General features: G+C 39.2%; 24 protein-coding genes and 1 tRNA gene. 19 read left to right on the top strand and 6 right to left on the bottom strand.

Going from position 1 to position 24,040, the window contains the following annotated elements:
* Positions 1–59 precede the first annotated feature (59 nt).
* The 6 genes from ACT29I_RS04755 to ACT29I_RS04780 all read left to right on the top strand — a co-directional run bounded on the left by ACT29I_RS04755 (position 60) and on the right by ACT29I_RS04780 (position 4,947).
* Complete coding sequence (locus ACT29I_RS04755) at positions 60–440, top strand: alpha-L-fucosidase (RefSeq protein WP_444792785.1); 381 nt, start codon at positions 60–62, stop codon at positions 438–440.
* A 16-nt stretch (positions 441–456) separates the two neighbouring features.
* Positions 457–2,082, top strand: a complete 1,626-nt coding sequence (locus tag ACT29I_RS04760) for a family 43 glycosylhydrolase (protein ID WP_444792786.1) — start codon at positions 457–459, stop codon at positions 2,080–2,082.
* 174 nt (positions 2,083–2,256) lie between these two features.
* Positions 2,257–2,661 (top strand): hypothetical protein, encoded by a 405-nt coding sequence (locus ACT29I_RS04765; RefSeq protein WP_444792787.1) that lies wholly within the window; start codon positions 2,257–2,259, stop codon positions 2,659–2,661.
* Between the two features lie 21 nt (positions 2,662–2,682).
* On the top strand, positions 2,683–3,327 hold the full coding sequence (locus ACT29I_RS04770; RefSeq protein ID WP_444792788.1) for a hypothetical protein: 645 nt from the start codon (positions 2,683–2,685) through the stop codon (positions 3,325–3,327).
* 12 nt (positions 3,328–3,339) lie between these two features.
* A complete protein-coding gene (locus ACT29I_RS04775) occupies positions 3,340–4,488 on the top strand; it encodes a right-handed parallel beta-helix repeat-containing protein (protein ID WP_444792789.1) in 1,149 nt (382 codons plus the stop codon).
* Between the two features lie 186 nt (positions 4,489–4,674).
* Positions 4,675–4,947, top strand: a complete 273-nt coding sequence (locus ACT29I_RS04780) for an RpiB/LacA/LacB family sugar-phosphate isomerase (RefSeq protein WP_430931198.1) — start codon at positions 4,675–4,677, stop codon at positions 4,945–4,947.
* Between the two features lie 103 nt (positions 4,948–5,050).
* On the opposite strand, the gene ACT29I_RS04785 is transcribed toward ACT29I_RS04780, so the two are convergent.
* Positions 5,051–5,124: transfer RNA gene (locus tag ACT29I_RS04785), tRNA-Met, on the bottom strand.
* Positions 5,125–5,391: 267 nt separating this feature from the next.
* Here ACT29I_RS04785 and ACT29I_RS04790 point away from each other — a divergent pair.
* The 6 genes from ACT29I_RS04790 to pyrF all read left to right on the top strand — a co-directional run bounded on the left by ACT29I_RS04790 (position 5,392) and on the right by pyrF (position 10,750).
* Complete coding sequence (locus ACT29I_RS04790) at positions 5,392–5,967, top strand: RNA polymerase sigma factor (protein WP_430931197.1); 576 nt, start codon at positions 5,392–5,394, stop codon at positions 5,965–5,967.
* A gap of 3 nt (positions 5,968–5,970) precedes the next feature.
* Entirely contained in the window at positions 5,971–6,384 is a 414-nt protein-coding gene (locus ACT29I_RS04795) for a hypothetical protein (protein WP_430931196.1), read from the top strand.
* A gap of 398 nt (positions 6,385–6,782) precedes the next feature.
* Complete coding sequence (locus ACT29I_RS04800) at positions 6,783–7,952, top strand: AIR synthase related protein (RefSeq protein ID WP_444792790.1); 1,170 nt, start codon at positions 6,783–6,785, stop codon at positions 7,950–7,952.
* Positions 7,953–8,174: 222 nt separating this feature from the next.
* Complete coding sequence (gene prfA / locus ACT29I_RS04805) at positions 8,175–9,260, top strand: peptide chain release factor 1 (RefSeq protein ID WP_430931194.1); 1,086 nt, start codon at positions 8,175–8,177, stop codon at positions 9,258–9,260.
* Between the two features lie 45 nt (positions 9,261–9,305).
* The gene (locus tag ACT29I_RS04810; protein ID WP_430931193.1) at positions 9,306–9,650 is read left to right on the top strand and encodes a four helix bundle protein; all 345 of its coding nucleotides are present in this window, start codon (positions 9,306–9,308) and stop codon (positions 9,648–9,650) included.
* A gap of 272 nt (positions 9,651–9,922) precedes the next feature.
* A complete protein-coding gene (pyrF, locus tag ACT29I_RS04815; protein ID WP_444792791.1) occupies positions 9,923–10,750 on the top strand; it encodes an orotidine-5'-phosphate decarboxylase in 828 nt (275 codons plus the stop codon).
* Positions 10,751–10,819: 69 nt separating this feature from the next.
* Here the strand turns inward: pyrF and ACT29I_RS04820 are convergent, their stop codons facing one another.
* The 5 genes from ACT29I_RS04820 to ACT29I_RS04840 all read right to left on the bottom strand — a co-directional run bounded on the left by ACT29I_RS04820 (position 10,820) and on the right by ACT29I_RS04840 (position 15,597).
* Entirely contained in the window at positions 10,820–11,083 is a 264-nt protein-coding gene (locus ACT29I_RS04820) for a hypothetical protein (RefSeq protein ID WP_444792792.1), read from the bottom strand.
* A gap of 20 nt (positions 11,084–11,103) precedes the next feature.
* The gene (locus ACT29I_RS04825; protein ID WP_444792793.1) at positions 11,104–12,345 is read right to left on the bottom strand and encodes a hypothetical protein; all 1,242 of its coding nucleotides are present in this window, start codon (positions 12,343–12,345) and stop codon (positions 11,104–11,106) included.
* 6 nt (positions 12,346–12,351) lie between these two features.
* Positions 12,352–12,669, bottom strand: coding sequence for a hypothetical protein (locus ACT29I_RS04830; RefSeq protein WP_430931189.1), 318 nt, complete (start codon positions 12,667–12,669; stop codon positions 12,352–12,354).
* 278 nt (positions 12,670–12,947) lie between these two features.
* A complete protein-coding gene (locus tag ACT29I_RS04835; protein WP_444792794.1) occupies positions 12,948–13,619 on the bottom strand; it encodes a porin family protein in 672 nt (223 codons plus the stop codon).
* A gap of 88 nt (positions 13,620–13,707) precedes the next feature.
* The gene (locus ACT29I_RS04840) at positions 13,708–15,597 is read right to left on the bottom strand and encodes a T9SS type A sorting domain-containing protein (RefSeq protein ID WP_444792795.1); all 1,890 of its coding nucleotides are present in this window, start codon (positions 15,595–15,597) and stop codon (positions 13,708–13,710) included.
* 590 nt (positions 15,598–16,187) lie between these two features.
* On the opposite strand from ACT29I_RS04840, the gene ACT29I_RS04845 reads away from it, so the two are divergent.
* The 7 genes from ACT29I_RS04845 to tssD (ACT29I_RS04875) all read left to right on the top strand — a co-directional run bounded on the left by ACT29I_RS04845 (position 16,188) and on the right by tssD (ACT29I_RS04875) (position 24,030).
* Positions 16,188–17,657: a hypothetical protein gene (locus tag ACT29I_RS04845; RefSeq protein ID WP_444792796.1), complete on the top strand. Its 1,470-nt coding sequence runs from the start codon at positions 16,188–16,190 to the stop codon at positions 17,655–17,657.
* A gap of 39 nt (positions 17,658–17,696) precedes the next feature.
* Positions 17,697–18,209 (top strand): T9SS type A sorting domain-containing protein, encoded by a 513-nt coding sequence (locus ACT29I_RS04850; protein ID WP_444792797.1) that lies wholly within the window; start codon positions 17,697–17,699, stop codon positions 18,207–18,209.
* A 374-nt stretch (positions 18,210–18,583) separates the two neighbouring features.
* Positions 18,584–21,034, top strand: a complete 2,451-nt coding sequence (locus tag ACT29I_RS04855; protein WP_444792798.1) for an ATP-dependent Clp protease ATP-binding subunit — start codon at positions 18,584–18,586, stop codon at positions 21,032–21,034.
* A 33-nt stretch (positions 21,035–21,067) separates the two neighbouring features.
* The gene (locus ACT29I_RS04860; protein WP_430931183.1) at positions 21,068–21,511 is read left to right on the top strand and encodes a type VI secretion system contractile sheath small subunit; all 444 of its coding nucleotides are present in this window, start codon (positions 21,068–21,070) and stop codon (positions 21,509–21,511) included.
* Between the two features lie 20 nt (positions 21,512–21,531).
* Positions 21,532–22,908 carry a DUF5458 family protein gene (locus ACT29I_RS04865; protein ID WP_430931182.1) on the top strand — a complete coding sequence of 459 codons (1,377 nt, stop codon included), beginning with the start codon at positions 21,532–21,534 and terminating at the stop codon, positions 22,906–22,908.
* A 231-nt stretch (positions 22,909–23,139) separates the two neighbouring features.
* On the top strand, positions 23,140–23,529 hold the full coding sequence (gene tssD / locus ACT29I_RS04870; RefSeq protein WP_430931181.1) for a type VI secretion system tube protein TssD: 390 nt from the start codon (positions 23,140–23,142) through the stop codon (positions 23,527–23,529).
* Between the two features lie 108 nt (positions 23,530–23,637).
* A complete protein-coding gene (gene tssD / locus ACT29I_RS04875; RefSeq protein WP_444792799.1) occupies positions 23,638–24,030 on the top strand; it encodes a type VI secretion system tube protein TssD in 393 nt (130 codons plus the stop codon).
* Positions 24,031–24,040: the final 10 nt, after the last annotated feature.

Genomic DNA, 24,040 nt, shown 5'->3' on the forward strand with positions numbered 1-24,040 from the left:
TGGACACTGAACAAGAAGAACTTTATGAAATTATCTTAAAATATTTTTAGGGTGTCCCAATGCGGAAGTCAAGAAAAGAGACACGAATTAAAATACAGGAACTATATGATCATATTCATTCCCTACAACCTCAAGTGCTGGTTTCTTATAAGCAAGGAGTTTTAGGAACAGAGGATTTTAAAGCTCCAGAACGTCATTGTACTGGAGAATCGGATGTGCCATTAGAAGTATGTAACACCATGCAGCTATACGCTTGGGGGTACGATCGCGATAATGATTTAGGTCATAAAACCGCCGACGAAGTGATGGAAATGCTCAAAAAAACCAAAGCAAAGAATGCCAACTTACTTTTTAATATTGGACCACTTCCTGATGGTTCTGTTTTTCCTGATGATATAACCACACTGACAGAGGTTGGCAAACGCCTAAAAAATAATTAAATTAAAATCTAAATACATGAATAAGCAATTGATAACATTTGTTGTAACATTATTGTTTATAACAGCAACACAATTAAAATCCCAACAACGCCGTTCAAATCCCATTGTAAGTCATATGTTTACCGCCGATGCCTCAGCGCATGTATGGGACGATGGACGACTGTATGTATATCCTTCAACAGATGTTGCACCATCAAAAGGATATTCAACAATGGACGGTTATCATATATTCTCAACAGATGATATGATTACCTGGACGGATCATGGCGAAATACTTCACTCCAGAGACGTGAGTTGGGGAATAGACAAAGGTGGATTAATGTGGGCACCTGATTGTGCTTACAAAAATGGGACTTACTATTTCTATTTTCCACATAAAAATAAAAAGGGAGTTTGGGAGATCGGAGTAGCTGCCAGTAAAAGCCCTGCAGCTAATTTTGAGTTGCAAGGTTATGTTAATGGAGGTAATGCTTATTGCGACCCATGCGTTTTTGTTGACGATAATGGCCAGGCTTATCTTTATGCGGTTCAAGATGCTAAGTGCGATGCAGCTAAGCTTAAGGATAATATGATGGAGATTGAAAGTGAAATGGTTCACCAAGTTGGTGTTGATGAACATCGCGAAGGTCCGTTTGTATTTAAGCGTAAGGGCAAATATTATATGTTGTATCCCGATCATAAACGACCTTATAACGAGATGCAATATTCTATGAGCGATAGTCCGTTGGGGCCATGGGAACCAAAAGGAGCTATCCTGGAACATAACAATATTATTACCATGCACGGTTCAATGGTTGAATTTAAAGGGCAATGGTATATATTTTATCATAATGGTGACTTGTCAGGAGGTATTGCCACCAATCGTTCAATCTGCTTCGATCCTGTAAATTTTAACGAAGATGGTACTATTCAGATGGTAAGTAAGTCATTGGGTGTGGAATTGCCAACTTTCCATAAGGCTATTAATTTTAATGAAATGCTTGGGATTTTGCCAGTTGGTGAATACAAAAAGTCTAAAATGCAAAAAGCAGGTATTCAGGTAAATGTGACATCTTCCATTCAAATTCCCGAAGGTTATGTTGTTGAATGCTTCGAAAAGAATAATTTTAAAGGCAAGTGCTGGACTTTCAAGGAAGATCGAATTGACTTGAAGGCAATAGGTTGCAATAATGTAATCTCTTCATTAAAGGTTTCCAAGACACAATCAGAAAACCTAGTGAAAAATCCATCCTTTGAGCTAACCACGCAAAAGCTAGTTAAGTATTGGAGAAGTAAAACTGTGCAATGTACTAGTCAATTAGATAATACAGCTAAAGGATATTATTCTCTTCAATACGAAGGTATAGGAAGTCCAAGAGAGATAGTTCAACAGGTAGAGATTACTCCCAATACAGACTACAAGTTTAGCGTTATGCTGAAAGTAAAATCAGGAACCATAGGTAAAGTAATATTCGATGCGAAAGAGGGGGGTGATGAAATTTGCAAATTCGACCTTGATGCTGAAACAAAAGCGGATGAATGGATTGAGTTTAAAAGTGTCTTTAACAGTGGAGACACCAAAAAAATAAATCTGCGTTGTACAACAACTACCGATTTTAATGGAACTTGTTGCTGGGATAATGTGGTACTAAAAGTTAAGTAATAATATGTTCGAATTGCAAAAATTTATGAAACATTCATGATAAGGTAAATTGATGTCCACCCGATGGCTATGTTCGGCAGGTAGGCATTGTTCCTAATTGTTAGTGCGAGATTGTGAATTAGGTAATTTCTTTAATTATAGTGGAATAGGTAGTGGTAAATAACAATTATAGATATGAAAACCAGTTTAAATTCCTTTAAATACATAGAATTGATTTCTTTTCTTCTTTTTTCTATTCTTGTCTTTTCGGCATATAATACAAGGCAAAACATCGAACTATATGTTTCAGTTGAAGGAAACGATCATGCGACAGGTGCTATCTCCAACCCTTTTGCAACCATTCCCAAAGCGGTTGAGGCAGTTCGTGAGTTACGTGAAAAAGGAAATCACAAACCTGCCACTATTTATCTTCGTGCAGGTCAACATCAACTAACCCAAACCTTGGTGCTTGGGGTTGAAGATGGATTAAGCTCAGGAGCGGAAAAAGTTATTCCAGAAGAAACAGGAGCGGGTCAATTGGTACAGTCTTATTTGAAATTTGCGGCCTATCCGGGAGAAGAACCACTTGTTAGCTCATGAATTCCAATTACCGGATGGAAAATGATGGAATCTTCTCATTCCGATATGCCCGAACTTGCCAAAGGTAAAGTCTGGGTTGCTGACATTCCAGAAGGAATAGATAAGTTTTACACCTTATATGATGAGAAAGGAAGATTAAATCGTGCAAGAGCTGAGGGATTTGTGCCTACCAAAGATGGAGATAAAAGAACGGTCTATTTTCCTAAGGGAAAAATGAAAAATTGGGATAAACTACAAGATGTAGAATTAAATATTAGGCCGCGACGTGCCTGGATGATTAATATGCTTCCTCTTGAATCAGTTGATGAAGAAAAAGGCGAAGCAAAAACTAAAGTTTCAGCAACTTATAACCTAGCGCCACTTGCAGGTTGGGTGCATACCAAAGACGGTTGTTCGGCATGGATTGAAAATACGCTGGAAGCATTGGACGAACCTGGAGAATGGGTGATTAATTCTCAAACTCGTAAAGTTTATTTGTGGCCTGCAAATCCTTCTGAGGATGGTTCTCCTAAAGGGATTTTAGCACCTGCAGTAACTGAACTCATTCGTATTGAAGGTGACGTTGATTACCAGGGAACAACCGATAAACCTGTTGTTGGAATTGCTTTTTCAGGAATTACTTTTTCTCATGCCGATCGTCGTGCATGGGTTGATGATGAAGATTAACAAGGATGGGGTATGCAACACGATTGGGATATGTTCGATCGGCCAACGGCAGCACTGCGTTTTAGAGGAGCTGAGCATTGCCAGGTAATCAATTGTAAATTTGTAAATTCTGGTGGTTCTGGTGTACGTTTCGATTTACATGCGCAACAAAATAAGGTCGAGGATTGTGAGTTTGCTCATTTAGGTGAAGCAGGTATTCTGTTGGCTGGATATGGACCAGGAACTAAAGATGTGAATCATCATAATTCTATTATAAACAATCACATTCATCACTTTAGCGAAATAACTTGGCACTCTCCAGGGATATGGGCTTGGCAGAGCGGTTATAACCATATTGCTCATAATTATATTCATCATAGTGGATATGCAGGCATATTGATAACCAATCGTATTGAGCCAAATAGAAAATTGGATGGAGAAGGAGGCAGAACAGTAAGACATCATGAAATTCCAAAGGAGGTCATCAATAATACAAAAGAAACATATGAAAACTGGAAGGTTCGTGAAAAGTATAATCATTCCCGTCATAATGTTTTTGAATACAATGAGATAACACATGCCGTACAATTACTTTCCGATGGGAATTGTATTTATGTTTCAGGAGCAGGAACTGGGAATATTGTCCGCTATAATTATTTGCACGACAATTTAGACAAGTCTATACCAGCGCCTATTCGTTGCGATGATGATCAACACGAAACCTTGATATATGGAAATGTACTTTATAATAATTTTGGGTTTAGTGCCCGAATTGCCTCAAAAGGAGTGAATGACATAATCAATAACTTTATTGTTGCTCCGAGTAATGCTCCCAGATCTGGTTATGTGAGTTACGAATGGGTGAGTGTAAAAGGTTCAAAAGTCTACAAGAATATAATTATATCCCACCCCGATGGAGGTTATGCACATAACGAAAGACCTCGTAAAGATCAAACAAGTAATCTTCCTGATATTGAAGAAACCAAAATGGACTCCAATATTTATTATCACCCAACAAACCATGAATGGATGGATGAGCATTTGCATAGAATGCATGCCATACGTAAAGAAACAGAAAGTATATTTGCCGATCCATTGTTTGCTGATCCTATAGGTCGAGATTTTAATTTTAAGAAGGGAAGTCCGGCTTTAAATCTGGGTATTGAGCCATTGGATGTTTGAAAAATGGGGTTGATAAAATAATTGGAGTGATGTACTCATTTTAATAAATAACAAAAAATATAAATAAATCAGCATTACTTAAAATGTATTGAAGGAGGTAACAATATTGATTGTTTTGGGGATCCAATTAATACAATTTTTTACTTACCAATATACTGTTGTAATTTCATCAGTAATAAATAAACAATGAATAAGCAATTAGCAATAGCAAACGACCATGCCGGAACGGAGTTGAAATTTAAATTAATTGAGTTTCTGACTAAAGAAGGATACGAATTGATTAACCTTGGGACTGACTCAAACGACTCAGTTGATTATCCCGATTATGTGCACCCTTTGGCTGAAACCGTTGAAAGTAATAAGGTTGAATTAGGGATACTCATTTGTGGCAGTGCAGAAGGTGTAGCAATTGCTGCCAATAAACATCCTAAAATAAGGGCAACAGTATTTAACAGCTGAATAACTTTGTGGGTGATCCCTAAAATAGATTAGAATTTTTTTATTCAAATTAAGTGCAAATAAAAAGAGGATATAACTAAAGCAGTTATAACCTCTTTTTTTGTAGCGAGAGGCGGGCTTGAACCGCCGACCTCGTGATTATGAATCACGCGCTCTAACCAGCTGAGCTACCTCGCCATTTTGTTGCAAAACCGTATGTTTTCGTTAGAACATTTATTTCTTTTTTGCGGATGCAAATGTATGTGATTATTTGTTATCAACCAATAGTGTTAAGTGATTTTTTGAATGTTTTTTTTTGTACGGGATATATGTGTTTATTTTTCAATCTATTATAAAGTTAAAAAAATAAGAATTTAATATTACCGATGGTGAAATCGATTAGAATTGAAAAAAAATGAATTCTGTTGTAACTTGCCAGTAGGGTCAAGCGTCAAATTGTGTAGAATGAATAGCCAAGGTGATAAAATAATTCTAAAACAAATTCAACAGGGCGATGTTTCTGCATACGCCATCTTGGTCGATAGATACCGGAATTTGGCATATTCCTTGGCTGTTAGCATAACTAAAAATAATGAAGATGCCGAAGAGGTGGCACAAGATGCCTTTGTAAAAGCGTATAAAAATTTGCGTTCGTTTAAAGGGAAATCAAAATTTAGCACTTGGTTGTACCAGATAGTTTATCGCACCGCGCTAAGTAAAATGAGAATTAAGAAACAACAATGGCAATCCTTAGATGAAAATGAAGTGAAATCGGAAAAGCTAAGTGAAAACCAACCGGAATCATTGGAAAGACTCGACAGGAAAAAGATTATTAAAACGGCCATAAGCAGGTTGAAGGAGGACGAAGGATTTTTGTTAATATTGTATTATTATCAGGAATTAAATATAGAAGAGTTGGCCGAACTAACAGGGTATTCGGTAAGTAATGTAAAAGTTAAACTGCACAGAGCCCGTAAAAATATGTACGAACAATTGCAGACAATGATGAACGGTCGGGCAATGTCGTTAATTCAAGCGTAAGCCATGGAAGATAAAGAAAAATATAACGAAGAAGATAGATTGGTGAGGGAGCTTTTTGATTCCTTTAGTCCATCGGCGCCTTCCAAAGGATTTATTAAGGGAACCATGAATGCCGTTCTTCAAGAGTGGTCGAGCCAGCCTATTTTCATGAATACCGGTATGAGTGTCAAAAATAAAATTTGGATAAGTATTTCAAGTGTATTGGCAGTCGTTCTGGTTTATTTTGTCGACGTAAAACAGATGGGTGGCGAAAAATCATGGTTTGGTGTTGATGCGTTTAAAGAGTCTTTAATACAGTTGATGGGTAGTTCTTTGGCCGCTTTCGAGTCCATCCCTACTTTGGTTTATATGGTGGCAATTGGATTAGCATTACTGCTGGTTGTTGACAAGATGATAAACAAGCTTGTTAATAATTAAATCCGGCATAGCCGCCAGTCTGGCACAGTCAGTGTGCAAATAATTGACTCACTTAACCTCCCATAATGCTGCCAGGATAGGCAGTGCAGCCTTAACGAAAGAGAAGTGGGTGTCTTCTTTCGAAATGGATGTTGGAGAGCTGAAGAGGGAGGCAAGTAATGCAGAAGTTTTACAATTACTACTTATCGATACTGGCTGGTTTTTAATCGTCAGATTCTGAGTAATTTGTGTGATTAAAATTTATTTGGATAAATGATTGGATTTAAGTGCTTTGTAAATAAGTACTTAATCTCTTGTCTAAATTCTAAAGATCTATTAATTTATAACACGCTACTTGTCCTGTTTTCCCAAATAATTGTATTATTTTTGTGCTCCGAATTTTGTAAATAAAGTTTTCAGTGAGTTCAGATTCAAGGTACAATCAAAGAGGGGTTTCCGCATCTAAAGAGGATGTGCATAACGCCATAAAAAACATCGACAAAGGTTTATATCCTAAGGCATTTTGTAAAATTATTCCCGATATTCTTTGTGGCGATGAGGATTACTGTAATATAATGCATGCCGATGGAGCGGGCACAAAATCCTCCCTGGCCTACATGTATTGGAAGGAAACGGGTGATATCTCAGTATGGAAAGGAATTGCCCAGGATGCACTGATCATGAATCTGGACGACCTGCTTTGTGTGGGTGCTACAGATAATATTCTGCTTTCATCTACCATTGGCCGAAATAAAAACCTGGTACCTGGCGAAGTAATTTCAGCCATCATCAACGGTACCGAGGAATTATTGGCCGAGCTTAGGGAAATGGGAGTGTCTATTTATTCCACGGGTGGCGAAACTGCCGACGTGGGTGATTTGGTGCGTACCATCATTGTTGATTCTACGGTGACTTGCCGCATGAAGCGATCTGATGTGATTGACAATAAGAATATCACGGCTGGCGACGTTATTGTCGGTTTGTCTTCTTCGGGAACCGCATCTTACGAAAAAGAATATAATGGGGGAATGGGAAGTAATGGACTGACCTCGGCCCGTCATGATGTTTTTGCCCATTATCTGGCAGAAAAATACCCTGAAAGCTTTGACCCGACAGTGCCAACGGAATTGGTTTATTCAGGTGGATTAAAACTAACGGATGCTGTTGAAGGGGTGAAAATCGATGCAGGAAAACTGGTGTTGTCGGCAACGCGAACATACGCACCTGTAATTAAGACGATGTTGGATAAGTATCGTTCACAGATTCACGGTATGGTGCATTGTTCGGGTGGAGCACAAACCAAAGTGCTTCACTTTGTGGATAATGTACATGTAATCAAGGATAACTTATTTCCAGTGCCTCCATTGTTTAAAACCATCCAGGAACAATCGGGAACTGCCTGGGACGAGATGTATAAGGTATTCAATATGGGACACCGTATGGAACTGTATGTGCCGGAAGAAATTGCTGTTGATTTAATCGAAATCAGTAAGTCATTTAATATAGATGCACAGATTGTTGGACGATGTGAAGCGAGCGACAAAAAGGAGCTTACCATCAAAAGTGAGTTTGGTACTTTTAAGTATTAGTATTTAGTGCTTAAAATAAAAAGTTTGTAAAGTAATTCTGTGTGATAGAAATATATGCAAATATCGTCAAACATTGTAATCTGAATAAGATAATTAAAAATACTGTAATGCTATTTTCAGGATTTATATAAAGTTATTTGAGTTTTGGGGAGAAAGAAACTGTTGTGTTTCTTTGCGTATTTGTGGTATAAATCGAAAATGTAATAGCATAAAAAATTAAAAATGAGCGAAAATAAATTATTGGAAATGTTGGGCGGTGTAGTGATCCGTTTTCAGGAAGTATCGGAGCAGATAACCGATCCTGAGGTGATTGCCGACACAAAACGATACATAAAGCTTAACAAGGAATATAAAGAGTTGGAACGTGTGGCAAAAGCCCATGACGAATATAAAACAACCCTTGAAAATATTTCGGAGGCAAAAACGATCCTGAAAGAAGAGGATGATGCCGAGATGAAGGAAATGGCCAAAATGGAGCTGGACGAGCTGGAAGGAAAACTTCCAGAAATGGAAGAGGAAATCAAACTATTGTTGATCCCTGCCGATCCGGAAGACGGTAAAAACTGTGTGGTAGAACTTCGTGCCGGTACAGGTGGAGATGAGGCCAGTATATTTGCGGGTGACCTTTTCCGTATGTACACCAAATTCTGCGAAAAGCAAGGCTGGAAGGTTGATGTGACCCACAAGAGCGAAGGCACTTCGGGAGGCTTTAAAGAGGTGGTGTTTAACGTAACCGGTGATGGTGTATACGGTATCCTTAAGTACGAGTCCGGGGTGCACCGTGTGCAACGTGTACCGCAAACCGAAACACAAGGAAGAGTGCACACATCTGCGGCTTCGGTGGCAGTATTGCCGGAAGCAGAAGAGTTTGATATTGATTTGCGTACAGAGGATATCCGTAAAGATACCTACTGCTCTTCAGGGCCTGGTGGACAATCGGTAAATACCACTTATTCAGCCATACGATTAACACATATTCCCTCGGGTATTGTGGTGACTTGTCAGGATCAGAAATCGCAGCTGAAGAACCTGGATAAGGCGATGGTCGAGTTAAGAACACGTCTTTACAACCTGGAGTATCAAAAATATTTGGATGAAATTTCATCTAAGCGTAAAACATTGGTGTCTACAGGAGATCGTTCGGCAAAAATCAGAACCTATAACTATCCGCAAGGAAGGGTAACCGATCACCGGGTTAACTTTACGATGTACAATTTACCTGCCGTGATGGATGGCGACATTCAAGGGATCATCGACAAGCTAATTGTAGAGGAAAACGCAGAAAGGTTAAAAGCGAGTGAGTTGTAAAAGAGTGAAAAGGTCTGAACTTTATAAAGTTAAAAGAAAAATGATATGAAGATTGAAAGATTTGAAGATATTAAAGCTTGGCAAAAGGCTAAAGGACTTACTGTTCAAATTTATAAAGAGCTTTCAGAAAGTAGAGATTATTCTTTTAAAGATCAAATTCAAAGAGCTTCTGTGTCAATTATGAATAACATTGCAGAAGGTTTTGAAAGACAAGGTAACAAAGAGTTTAGATATTTTTTGTATGTAGCGAAAGGCTCTTGTGCAGAAGTTAGGTCTATGTTGTATTTGGTTTCAGAACTTCAAATGATCGAAGAGAGTAAATGTAACGAATTAAGAGATTTAACCATCGAAATTTCAAAAATGCTTTCCGGTCTGATAAAAACTCTCTAGTATTGAGTTTGTAAAGTTATAAAGAATTGAGTTTGTAAAGTTATAAAGAATTGAGTTTGTAAAGTTATAAAGTATTGAGTTTGTAAAGTTATAAAGTACAAACTTTCAACTTTACAAACTTTCAACTCTAAGAACTTTCAACTCTAAGAACTTTCAACTTTACAAACTTTTAACTCTAAGAACTTTCAACTTTACAAACTTTCAACTCTAAGAACATTCAACTTTACAAACTTTAAAACTTTAAGAACTTTCAACTTTACAAACTAAGTAATATGACTTCTCAAGAACTATTTGAAAACATAAAAAGGAAGGGAAGCTTTCTTTGTGTAGGATTAGATACCGACATCAATAAAATTCCCCGTTTCCTGATGGAAACAACCGACCCTCTTTTTGCCTTTAACAAAGAGATAATCGACGCTACCCATGAGTATGCTGTAGCTTATAAGCCTAATTTGGCATTTTATGAAAGTATGGGCGTTTCGGGGTGGAACAGTCTTGAGAAAACAGTGAACTATATCCGTTACAATTACCCTGATATGTTTATCATAGCAGATGCCAAACGTGGCGATATCGGAAACACATCAAATATGTACGCCAAGGCATTCTTTGATACCATGGATTTTGACTCGGTAACGGTTGCCCCATATATGGGCGAGGATTCGGTAAAACCTTTTATGACCCATGTGGACAAATGGGTCATCCTGTTGGCACTGACATCCAACAAAGGAGCAGCTGATTTTCAGTATGTAACCGAAAACGGTGAAAAACTTTTTGAAAAGGTAATCAAAACCTCGAAAGAGTGGGGTACGGAAGAAAACCTGATGTATGTGGTTGGTGCTACCAAAGCCGAAAAACTAAAAGAAATCAGGGATATCATCCCTAACCACTTTTTATTGGTTCCTGGAGTTGGAGCTCAGGGTGGTAGTCTAAAAGAAGTAGCTGAAAACGGATTAAACGATAAATGCGGTCTGTTGGTCAACTCATCACGTGGGATTATTTACGCCAGCTCTGATAAAGACTTTGCCGAAAAAGCGGGTGAAGCAGCCAAAGAGGTTCAGCAGGAAATGGCAGGGTTGCTGAAGGCTAAAGGGTTGATGTAATAGACAAATATAATAATAAAAGCCTCCAAGGAAATGGGGGCTTTATATATCGTATTAATACAATGGTTGTTACAAGCTGCTGAGTACTATAAAAACAATCACAATAGCTATAATTGCAATTGTGGTAATAACTGCACCAGTATTATTTCCAATCTTCTTCCTTTTAAGAATTATTTCTTTGTCGATATCTTCTACATTTGCAGATGGAAGCACTAACAAAATAATAAAACCAGGTATTCCTCCAGCTAAAAACCACAGCCAAGGATTGAAACCCTTCTTGTTGGCAATAGTTGCCATTATAATCATGATGATGATTGAGATGATTAGACGCATAATAGATAAATTATTTACAATTAATTGTTAAAAAGCATTACTCTCTCATTTTCGGTTAATATATCGATAGGAAAAACAATAAAATCACCACGGGCTTTAGGACTGCCACCATACTGGCTAACGGCATTATGAATCTGGAAACTACCATCGTTTGAGTTGCATACAATAAGGTGCATAAGGTAGCGCAATTTGGTTGAAGGCCAGTTGTTTAAAAACTGGTTGGCATAAAAGTTTAAATATGCAAAGTCGGGTTCTGTTGAAATGTCTACATAGTAATCGGTTACTTGTTCTTTGGGTTTATTAAACACCGATACAAACAAATACACACACGTTTCTTCATCGAAATATTCAAAATCGGAATCATTATTTTTTAATTCACAGTCAGTTATGTTACGCACAATATTGTCCAGGTTGCGATCGAATGTTTTCCTGTACCGTTCGATGATCTCATCAGGTACGTTGGTTAACTTAGGATATTGCGTTTCCATGTGCCCTACCAGGTGTTTCTTTTTTTCGTCGAAAGGATTAGCTTCAATTATATCCTTAGATTTATTATTCCCGAATAACCTTTGGAAGAATCCTGGTTTTGGGGGCTCCAGCAATGGGCTTTCGCTTGTTGGAAAAAGTTCATCTAATTCGTGCATGCTTTGCTGGAAATTACCCGGGCTTTTGGCATGATACATAAGTAGGTCTTTAAAGTTTTCTATTATGGCACTTCTTAGTTCAGGGGTAATTTCCTGTACCAAATCAAAAATGCATTCAGGATTGCTCAGGTCTATCCAATCTCCACTATCTGACATTACAGTGGATTCTGCATTGGGTGATTTATCGGCAACACACAAATGAACCTTGTATTGCTCCAGTGCCTCGGCTATTAAGTCAATGGTTTCGTGGTAATCGAGTCCCAGTAGGCACTCAAAAACCGGAAAACCGTGCGGAGACACACCAGCTAATTTTTTTGAATCAACGTGTAAAAAAATTCCAAATATACCACCGGAAGGCATTTTATAAAACGAATACACCAATTCGAGAGAAGCTTCTTTTACCAAAGGGACATACCCATCTGCCCGTATTAAAAGAAAGACTCCGGGCGTAGTATCTAACTTGAAATGTCCAAGAGTCCATTGTTTGCTTAGCAGGTGCTCGTATTTGGCCGATAACATCAGGCTTCCAAATTCTGGTTCCGCAATTTTCGACGAATCGAGCGGAATTCTAATCTGGGTGGTATTCTTTTTCTTATTGGTTATGATTTTGTAGTCCATGGAGAGTTAAATATTTAGGATTATATCGCCATTTAAAAAGTTATGAGGGGCCATGTCGGGGGTTAAAAAAGATACCGATGCATTCATGTTGCCAAAACCACCTCCAATCGATATTACATTAAGCTCCGAAATAGCTTCAGCCAGAGAAGTTGAGGTGGTTATTGTTCCAATCTTCCCCGAGCGCTCAATGCAGAACTTTCCACCCTCTTGGGGGATACGCCCGCTGACAAGCTTGCAGTGGACAATACTTCCCGATCCGTTATTACCTGTGCTATCAACAATTAACCGAAAAACTTTCCCTTTTCTTCCAAAGAAACTGTTCATTTATTTTGCCCATGCCCTTGGGACTTATATAACCATATGGCTTTAGGTCGAGTAATAAATAAATAATCTGTCATTATTCCCCTATATAAAAATTTTCTATGACGACCGTTCCTGATGTAATCCCGTAGATTGCGTTATGATTCACCCTGGCATAGGACATTATCATACCATCGCCATTTGTATCCAAAAGTTTGATACTGCCCGGAAGAGCTCCTTGGCGATAAATGAAACTATGGTCTGAACTGTTAGTCTTTAGAATTTAGAAAAGGTCTACATTTTTATTCTCCAAACATATAACCAACAGAAAATCTCAATACTTTATTCTTAATTTTTGTCCCATCACCGGTATATGCAGAAATATTGGCCAACCCTAGATCATAGGAGAGACCAAGCTGGATGTTGTTTACTATTATTCCTGCTCCGGCTGTGAGACCATAATCCAAACGTTTCAAATGATCTTCGTCTTCGTCATTGCCCCATTCAATATCCGCTTCGTAAGTTTCAGTTTCACCATCTTGGGTATATTCCTCTTTTTCTTTTCCACTTAAACCAATTCCAACATAAGGGCCAAAAATCCCATAGATTTTAGCTCCTCCTACATCAAATGTGGTTTTAGCAGTTAACGGTATATCAATATATACAGCATTCAGCTTCACTTCATATTCCCAGGTATCGCCCATATCTGTTTCTTTTTCACTTGATTTGAATCCTTTGGTGGAAAGAAGTAAGCCGGATTCAAATGAGACCATTTCGTTTAATGGAAATTCTACCGTAGGGCCAATGTGAAATCCGGGATTCATTTTAAAATCGTCGCTATAGGTATCGTCATCATCCTTTGCCAGCACATTTGAAAGATTTAAACCGCCTTTTATCCCAAAGGTCTGGGCATAGGTCTGAAAGCTCAACAAGCTTATTGCTGTTACCAATAGTAATGTTGTTACTTTTTTCATAATAATTAAATTTAAGTGATTAGTTTATTTGAGTGTCAATGGCTACGCAGAAAGTTTTTCCTGCATAGCCATCGATTGGGTCATAATACTATTTCACAACCACCATCTTTTTGGTGGCAATTGTTTTATTGTCCACTTGTAAACTATAGAAATACATACCGCTTGAAAGATCACTTGCATCAAGAGTAATAGAATAATCCCCTGCGCTTTGCACTGCATTGACCAAAGACTTTATTTTTACTCCACTACAATTGTAAATCTCCAAACTAACTAATCCTATCTTTTCCAAGGAGTACTTTATCTCTGTGGAAGAGGTAAATGGGTTGGGGGAGTTTTGGAGTATGAAAGATTCGTTAGCTACATGTTGACTTTTGTCAATGTTGGTAGGAATTCCAGTAATAGTAATGTCATCTATGTACCAGCCACTACTAACATCTGTAGTATGGTATGTGTTGTTTGAATAGAAGTAGAAAGATAGTTGAACATCTTGTTCCGCATAATCAATGAGCGATATCCATGTAAGAGGTGTCCATCCACCATTGCCAACATATCCGCCATATTCATCTAGAGTTTCCCAATTGTTTTCACCCAAAACTCTAATTTGAACATATCCAAAGTCTTCAATATTAAAGTTATACCAATGGTTGAATCTTAAGGCAGGATTAGCTGTTGTAGTAGGAATAGTGATTATTGGGCTTATCAATCGACTATATAAATAATCTGAATAATTACCGTCAAGTATTGTTCCTGCGCAATTAGTTCCGTTATTTGCACTCTCAGGGCCGCTGGTTGGTAGGCCAACCTCCCAGATTCCCCGATCGGTATACCAATCATCTATTCCACTTTCCCAATCTTCGGGATTATTGAAGACATAGTCACCTGTTTCTATCATTATATCATCTATGTACCAACCTGTACTTGTGTTTGTAGTATGGTATGTGTTGTTAGAGTAAAAGTAGAAGGAGAGTTGAACGGTTTGTCCGGCATATTCCGATAAATCAAGTAAAGGCCGTGTCCATTTGGAACAACTATGAAGAGTATGACTGTTACCAGCCGAAAAATTTCCACCATTTAGTGTTGTCCATTCTGAATTTTCTGAAGTTCGAATTTGAACATATCCCAAATCTTCAATAGCAATACTAAACCAATGCCAGAACCTGAGGCGTGGGTTTTCTGACAGTTCAGGGACAATAAATTCACTACTTATCAGACGACTATGTAAATAATCAGAATAACTACCGTCAAGTATTGTCCCTGCGCAATTAGTTCCGTCGTGCGCGCTCCCTGGACCGCTTGATGGTTCGCCAATTTCCCAAATTCCTCGATCGGTATACCAATTGTCAATTCCACTTTCCCAATTTTCCGGATTGTTGAAAACAAAATCACCTGTTTCTATCCTTATTTCGTCGATATACCAACCTGCACTTATATCTGCAGTATGATATGAATTATGTGAAGTAAAATAAAAAGCAAGTTCAATTGATTCTCCGGCATAATCTGAAAGAACAAACATTGGCCTTGTCCACTTAGAACAGCTATGAAGTGTATTACCACTGCCAGCTGAAAAACTACCATTTTCTAAAGTTGTCCAATCAGTTTCCCCTACACGACGAATTTGCACATATCCGGCATCTTCAATTGCGATACTAAACCAATGCCAGAAACGGAGACGTGGGTTTTCAGATGCCTGTGGAATAAGAATACTTGTATGACGTATCAATCTCGTTGCTATTTCTTCAGTGTAATTGCCAGAAAGATTTGTTGCAGCGCAGTTGTTTCCTTCAAAAGATGAACCAGGGCCGGATGTTGGGATACCAGCATCCCATGTACCATAATCAACATGCCAATCATTTGTCCAGTCACCTTCAAAATCCTCCTGCCAAACTACCGTTTGAGCGTTTAAGATTAAACCAATTAATAGCAACAGGGTCAGAATACATAAATTTCTCAATCGTAAAAAAGTAAAAGTCTGTTTCATTTTGTTTGGGTTTTAAATTAAGAATTTTGCCAATCGGGTTAATTGGCATGGTTTAATTTACAGGTATAACTTAAGTTGACTTAAGTATGAGACTGTTTAATGTGGTTTCCAGGCAGAAGCAATAATTCCTAAACAAGAGTATCTGTATCAAATAGACGTGTCAAAAATATCTGTAGTTTATCTTGATTACTGTCGGAGATAGTAATTGTTTCGGATAATATTTGGGTTTAGTACCTTATACAGTATGGGTCTGCAATATTTTTTATTTGTAATTAAAGTGAAATTTTTGGTTGTGTATTGGAAGTGCCATCTACAAAAGCAGAGGCAGGGATCGGTACTTTTATGATTCACTTGCAAGATGAATAATTCATGGATCATGTATGCATCTAATTTACAAGCAGATTAAAGGAAAGTCAATACAGGAGCATTAAATACTTTGATTTTTTAACCTGTAGTTAATCAATTATCGGCAATCGCAACTCAATACATCATTGACAATCTCTCGATTTCTGAGTAAATTTAAGTATTGAAAATACTTCTTTGGTCAACTCCTCTTTCCTTCCATTATTAACTGTTAAAATATCCTAGTTATGAAAAGACAAAGACCCTTCATTTTAATCGCATTATTGGGATTGGTATTGCTATTCCCATGTATGACATTGGCACAAGCACCGGAAAAACTGAGCTACCAGGCAGTCGTAAGGGATGCCGGAAATAACCTAATAAATAATACAACGATAGGGATGCGAATCAGTATTTTACAAGGTACAGTCAGCGGCAGTGCTGTTTACGTTGAAACCCATACACCCACCACCAATGACAACGGACTGGTTAGTGTTGAAATAGGAGCCGGGATTACTACCCATATTTTTACATCTATAAACTGGGCAGATGGACCATACTTTATTAAAACAGAAACCGACCCGGAAGGTGGATCTAACTATACCTTATCGGGTACGAGCCAATTGTTGAGTGTGCCCTACGCCCTGTACGCCAAAACAGCAGACAGCGCGGTAAACTATGATGAAACAGATCCAGGTGTGGGTATAAATACACTTAATTATCTATCAAAATGGGATGGCAGCGCTTTGGTGGCATCTTCAATTTTTGATGATGGTGATGTGGGTATAGGCACATTGGATCCGGCAGATAAACTGCATGTTAACGGATCATTGAGATTAAGCTATAACAATTACGTTAGGGCGGATGGGAATTACGGTTTTCTGGGGCTTAGCGGCGGTGACGGATGGATAAGTACCGGAGGAATTATACAGTTATTTGGAGCTTCTTCCAGTGCAGATTATGCTAATTCCATACGCTTCCTGAATAATAGTGGGGAGGTGATGAGAATTGCCGGTGGGACTGGTTACGTAGGCATTAATACCAGTGAACCGGAGGAAGAGCTGGATGTAAATGGCGGCATTCGAGCCAATGAGTATGTGACGGGTGGCGACGATCAAAATTATCATAAATATAAGTTATTGCGAAACCTTACAGGTTATGCCATCGGCGTTTCTTATGGTGATCAATTGGGCTCAGTAAACAGTTGGTCTAATGCTTATACCTGGCGAGGCGCAAGTGAGGGGTATGGCTGGTTATGGAGAAATTATGAGGGAATAGGTTGGATGAGTCTAAGCTCCTATGATGGCCGATTCTATTTGCAAGGTAAGGCGCAGTTTAATGATGATGTTGGCATCGGTACAGATAATCCGGGAGCAAGATTGGAGGTGGCTGAAAGACCTGATGCAACGAACGACCCTGTAGCCATTAGACTTACAAATCTTAGAAGCCCTCACGATCTATTCTGGGAAATGAGAGCTTATGACAGCGGAGCCGGTGGACCATACGGTCGGTTTTCAATATATGGTGGTTATTCGGGTGGTTCCGATATGTTTGTTGTCACTACTACAGGTAATGTGGGAATAGGCACCATTGATCCTAAAACAAAACTACAAGTTGTCGGATTGCCCGAATATGCAGACAATGCGGCGGCATTGGCTGCAGGTCTTACCATTGGAGCCTTTTACAGAACAGGTGATCTGCTAAAGGTTGTCCATTAACTTAAAAAATCAGGTGAAACTCAATAAACTCGTAAAGTCATGACAGAGCTAAAAAACTCATTAATGCTTTTCTTCGTTTTTGCTTTATTTTCTGTTTCAACGCTGGCGCAAGAAGTAGTAGCTGCTTCCGGTGGTGAAGCGTCTGGCACAGCTGGTTCCGCAAGTTATACTGTTGGTCAGATATTTTATGCAACCTATGAAGCAACCACGGGTTCCGTGGTAGAAGGAGTGCAGCAGCCATTCGAGATATCTGTGCCAACAGGTATTGAAAATATACCCGGTATGGACCTTAAGCTCTCCGCTTTCCCCAATCCTACTACCGATTATTTAACCTTAAAAGTGGATGCTCAATTGTTGGACGAAGCAAATGCTTGGTATTGTCATTTATACGATATGAAAGGTCTGTTGCTGCTAAATAAAAGACTGGTGGCAACACAAACCATCATTGATATGGCAAAATTTCAATCCGGAAGTTACCTGCTTCAAGTCGTATGTGTGAATAATTCTGGAGTTCAACAAAAAGTAGGTGTATTTAAGGTGATCAAGTATTAAGTCTGGGTAAATCAACTAAATAAAATAGAGATTCCTAATTATATTACCGTAATCCCCATAGGTACACTAAGTCTTCATCTAATAATTTGACATACAGTTACAAAATGATTATATTTAATTTAGTCCAATAATTAACTTTAACCCGGATTAGGTATTAGAACTTCGTCATGTACATTGAAAGCGCAATAAAACAAAGCTTTACTGAAACGAGGCATAACTTGTCCCGATTACTTTCGGGAGCACCGCTCCGGTGAGATGAAGTGAAGTAACGAAGTGTCTTGTTTTGAGGCAATTTCAATATGTATTAGATTTTTTAATACATACTTGCGGGTTTATTGAGCTTATTGTAAGCTTATTTAAAAACCGGCCTCATCATGATATATGCTGATGATCTTAAAAGAGCTATTGGAATTTCGCAATCGTTGGCAAAGGAATTTTCCAATGCAGTGTTTTCGCCTGCCCATTTGTTAAAAGCACTGTTGCATAAAGATATTGAATTAACAGACCTGCTGACGGCTTTGGATCAGGATATCTATTACCTGGAAGAATGGGCTGAGGTGCGAATCGAGTCCGCTCCCAAGGCATCAAAAATCCCGGAGAACCCTCCGGGTGATGAAATGGTAAAAGCGGTATTCAGGGAGGCCGAAACAATCAGTATTAAACTTTCCAACGATGAAGTTGATGCGGTTTGTGCATTGGTAGCTTTGTGTATTCCTGGTGTTGGCTTTAATTACGAACAGCTCAAAACTTTACCCTTGTCCTCCAATCAGATTCTGGATTTCTTGATGGAAAATAAGGACATACAAAGTGCCATAGGTGGAAAGGCGGAACAGGCTGACAAGGTAGGGCAAAAAACAGGTCAAAACGCTCTGATGAAGTTTTGTATCGACAAAAATGAGCAGGCCATTCAGGGAAAGCTTGATCCGGTAGTGGGAAGAGATAAAGAGATACGAGAGATTTCCGAGATACTTGGGCGAAGGTATAAATCTAATGTTTTAATCATTGGCGACGGAGGTGTCGGAAAGACTTCTCTGGTACATGGATTCATTCAGCATATCATCGAAGAAAAAGTCCCAACCGGTTTAAACGAAACGAGAGTGTTTGAGTTGGATTATGGTGCGTTGATCGCCGGAGCTTCTTACAAAGGTGAAATAGAAGATCGGCTAAAAAATATCATTGCCGAGATACAGCAATTTCAAAGCGTAATACTGTTTATTGATGAACTTCATGTGTTACTCGACAGGCAAGGCGGTGCTTCAGGGGCTGTTAACCTCTTAAAACCGGAACTTTCCAGGGGTAACATAACGATAATAGGAACCACCAGTATCGAGAATTATACCAGGCATATCGAGACAGATGTCGCCTTTCAGCGACAATTTGAAATCATTAAGATGGAAGAGCCTGATGAACAAACTTCAATTAGAATGTTGGCCGAGGTCATTCCATTCTATGAACAACATCATGGGCTTAAGGTTAGTGAAGAGGTCATTTCGGAGGCTGTGCGCTTAGCCAAACGATTCCTGAAAGATAGGTGTTTACCGGATTCGGCCATTGACCTGATTGATCATACCATGTCAGGAGTTAAGCTCATGGCAGATACTTCGGAAAAGACCATCGAAGACCTGAAAAATGAGTTGGAGCAGTTGAAAGGCCAGGAAGAAGATACTTCAAATAACTTGGCCATATTCTACGCAAATATTAAAAATAGACTGTCGCCTGTTCTCTATGCCAAACTGAACGAAGGGGAAGAGCAAGACAGTGATGGGTCAGCCTTGTTCGACAAGTGTAGTGATTTAATCAAAAAGTTGGAAGATGCTGCCACAGAGAAACCGGAAGCCCTAAAGACCTCGGATATAGGCGCCATGGTTGCCCGACGAACCGGAATCCCCATGGGGAAAATTCAGGCCAAGGAAAAGGACCGCCTGGTGAATATGGAAGATCATTTTAAAAAGCGGGTGATCGGTCAGGATCATGCCTTAAAAAGCATTGCAGAGGCCATATTGGAGTCTCGTTCCGGACTGAAAAAAGCAGGTCAACCTATTGGCTCGTTCTTCTTTTTGGGCCCCACAGGTACCGGGAAAACAGAGCTGGCCAAAACACTTTCGGAGTTTCTTTTTCAGGACGAGAAATATCTGATCCGGTTCGATATGTCAGAATTCAAGGAGGAGCACTCTGCTGCCTTGCTTTATGGAGCACCTCCGGGATACGTAGGCTACGAAGAGGGTGGGTTGCTGGTTAATAAAATCCGGCAGAAACCTTATTCCGTGGTACTCTTCGACGAAATTGAAAAGGCTCATCCCTCGGTTTTTGATATTTTTCTGCAGATTTTGGATGAAGGAAAACTACATGATAGATTGGGGAAGGAAGGCGACTTTTCAAACGCCGTCATCCTTTTCACTTCCAACATTGGCAGCGACTTTATCGTTGACTCTTTTGGCAGAGGCGAAATACCATCATCCGATCAACTGATGGAAATTATGACCAGTTATTTCCGGCCTGAGTTTCTGGGAAGGTTGACTGAGATTGTACCTTTTGCACCGATAAGCAAGCAAAATGTGGTGAAGATATTCGACATCCATCTTAAATATTTGTTAAGGTTATTAAAAGATAAGGGTATTGAATTCGAAATAGAAACCCGGGCAAAAGAAAAATTGGCACTGGCCGGATATACTCCTAAATACGGAGCACGACCTATTGTTAGTGTTATCCGAAATCAGTTACGAAGGCCACTTTCGAGGTTGATTATCACGGAAAAAATAAAACCTGGCTCCAAAGTTTTAGTCGCTTTGGATGAAAAAGATGCAATTGATATAAAAATTAGTTAACTTGTAGTTGACTAAATCATAAATACATATACTATGCAAGAATACGGAATTGGAGGTACGGAGGTTAAGGGAGATGCCAGTGAAGCTATTGGTGAAATCCCTCAGAATAGGACTTTAATGATTGAAAAACTCACGGATGAAGAACCGATGAAGCCGGAAATGACAAGAGGACTGACTTCGATTTCCGATGTCTTCAATCATTTCTCCCCCACAGTGGAGTTGGAGTTTGAAGATGCGGAAGGAGCCACCAAGGAAGAATCATTAAGCTTCAAAAGTTTGGCCGATTTCGATATTAAAGGAATCACTGCACAAAGCGAATTTTTAAAAGATCTGACCAATCAAAAGGAACAGTTCTTTAAGATTATCAAGCAACTCAAGAGTAATAAAATGCTGCGGAAGGCACTTGAGAATCCAGAAACCAAACAGGCGGTCTTGAATGCGATTTACGCAATGATCAAAGAAATTGAAGAGGCCTAATGAATTAAAAATTGAAAAGCATGGACAAGGAGTTAAATATAGAACAATATAAAGAACAGGTAATTGAAAAAACGAAAGAAGTAAGTAATGCACCTGATCTTCTAAAACAGAGTTTGGATCAATTGGCTAAGGTGGGCGAATTTGATATGTTGGAAATGGCCATCGATGGTGTTCAAAACCTGAATCCGGAAAGAAAAGCCAGAAAGAGAATATTTTTGACCGAATCGGCCAAGGCAGATGAAAGAGACGAGTTGAAAAAAACACTGGAACTTTGGGCAGCCGTGCTTTCCTCGTCCGATGATATATCAGAATTGGTGGAGAGTTGCGAAAGTGGAAGTAAGGTAGCCGAGGAAACATTGAAAAAGAATCTGTCCAAAGCTATCGACTCCTGTCGCGAACTGGAACAATCGTACCGTTCGGTGGCCTTGTTCTTTAAAAATACCGAAAGTGATAAGATCAAGAACATCACCTTTTTGAATGCTTCCAAAGAGCAATTGAAGGATTTGGACGATACCCGTTTTATTGATGCTGTTCGGGATGAGCTGGTACAAAATTTCGATCGCCTGGATCTGAGGGGTAACTACAGTATTTTGGTGGTTCCCGGTTATTTGGGATCGAACAAGGTAGTGGAAAAATGGGCCAAGATTGCCCATGAGAATAAGGTGATGATGGTTACCGATTTTGAGCACCTGGATACCCCTGACGATACCATGGAGATGTTCGAAATGGCCAACCTTACTGCTGGCGACATGTATAAATCCAATACCATAATGACCTGTAATTATTTGGTGGGACGCGACAGGCACAAGGAAATAGGTGAAGAAGAGGAACTATATGTGACTCCTTCCGGAGCTTTGGCCGGTACCATCTACAAAACATTGATGTCGCAGGTGGCTGCCGGTAAAAAACACGGTAGTTTGAGCGAGGTGGATGGTGTTAAATTCGACCTGAAAAAGAGCGAGATAGCCAATCTGGAAAAACTTGGGTTAATTCCAATGGTAAACGAGTATGGAAAGGTGATGGCATTTTCGGCCAAAACACTGTTCAATGGAGATAACCTCGGACTTCAGACTTATTCGGTGGTGCGTGTGTTTGACTATGTCACCAAAGTGTTAATGGATTTTTTGAACCGAAGGGCGTTTGAGAATTTTAACATGAAAACACGAAAGGAAATAATGGGTCAGGTTATCCGATTCCTGGATGGTATTACAGGTCCCGGAAGACTGATAGAGAAGTTTTCCATCAAACGATTCGAACAGGACAAAGTTCAAAAAGACCGTATTTACCTGGATATACATATGACTCCTTATTTTCCGGCCAAAAGCTTTATGATAAAGATGGATGGGCAGAAAGGTGATGATGGTAACGATTGGGATACAGAATACGAACAAAGCTAACCCGCATAATTCATATCTTGTTATGAATATGAATGGGTGTGTGGGTTAATCCCGGTATAGAGACGCTTGATTTTGGGTATCCCAAAATTTAGCTGAACTTAATCGCTGTCGGAGACAGCAATTATTCTGGCGAATAATTGGGGCTAACGCTGCTCTTACGAACGGCATCATTAATGATATGAATGCCAGATTTCCCTAATGATTGATATTAAGTTATTAAAAAATTACATCATGTCATTTAAAGCGATTATGGATATCGACGGTACGCAGTACCGAGTATTGAATTGTAGTTACAGCATGCATCAGGAAATTGATGATACAGGCCGGCCATCCTCAACGGCGCGAGGCGGTGTTGTTAACGTTGTAGTGGAATCCACGGATAATACCAGCCTTTTTGAATGGATGTGCGACAGTTACATGCGCAAGGATGCCAAAATTACCTTTAACAAGCGAGACGAAGATTCCAAGATGAAGGAATTGGAGATCAAGGAGGCTTATATGGTAAGTTACGAAGAATCTTTTGACAACACAGGATCCGGCGCAATGGTAGAATCTGTCTCAATGTCAGCCAAAAGCATTGCCATGGGAAATGGCCAGCATGAAAATGAATGGCCTGTATAACGGGTGTGAATGCAATCCTGCAGACTGTAACTGTCAATAATGGAGGTGTATTAGGTCAAGCTTCTGTTGGAGACAGTTTCGGTTTTATTTTTTTGTAAAAAAAAAGTTATGTCGTGTGCCGCTCGATTACATGTGAAAGGAGTTAGTTCCGAAAAAAATGGTCTTAAAATACTTTCATATAACTTAAGCCTTACTCAAGAAGTTGATGAGGCAAATAGGGTAAGTGGAAGGGTTCAAATAGGTATGATCCATGTTTCCGTTCAGAATCCTAACGATCCGGCTTTTGTGCAATGGATGGTTATGAACGGTATTAAAGAGGGGGAAATATCGCTCTCCGGCGTGATAGCTACAGGCCCGCACAGAAGCATTCAGTTCAAGGATGCCAGGTTGGTAGGGTATAGTGAATCCTTTGCTGATATGACTGATATTGTTGTTGACTTGACCATAGCTGCCGGTGAAATTACGCTGCAAGATGTAAATTACGCACCTATCAAGAGTTAGCTAATGTGTT

Source organism: Saccharicrinis sp. GN24d3 (assembly GCF_052400645.1).
Classification (GTDB): domain Bacteria; phylum Bacteroidota; class Bacteroidia; order Bacteroidales; family Marinilabiliaceae; genus Saccharicrinis.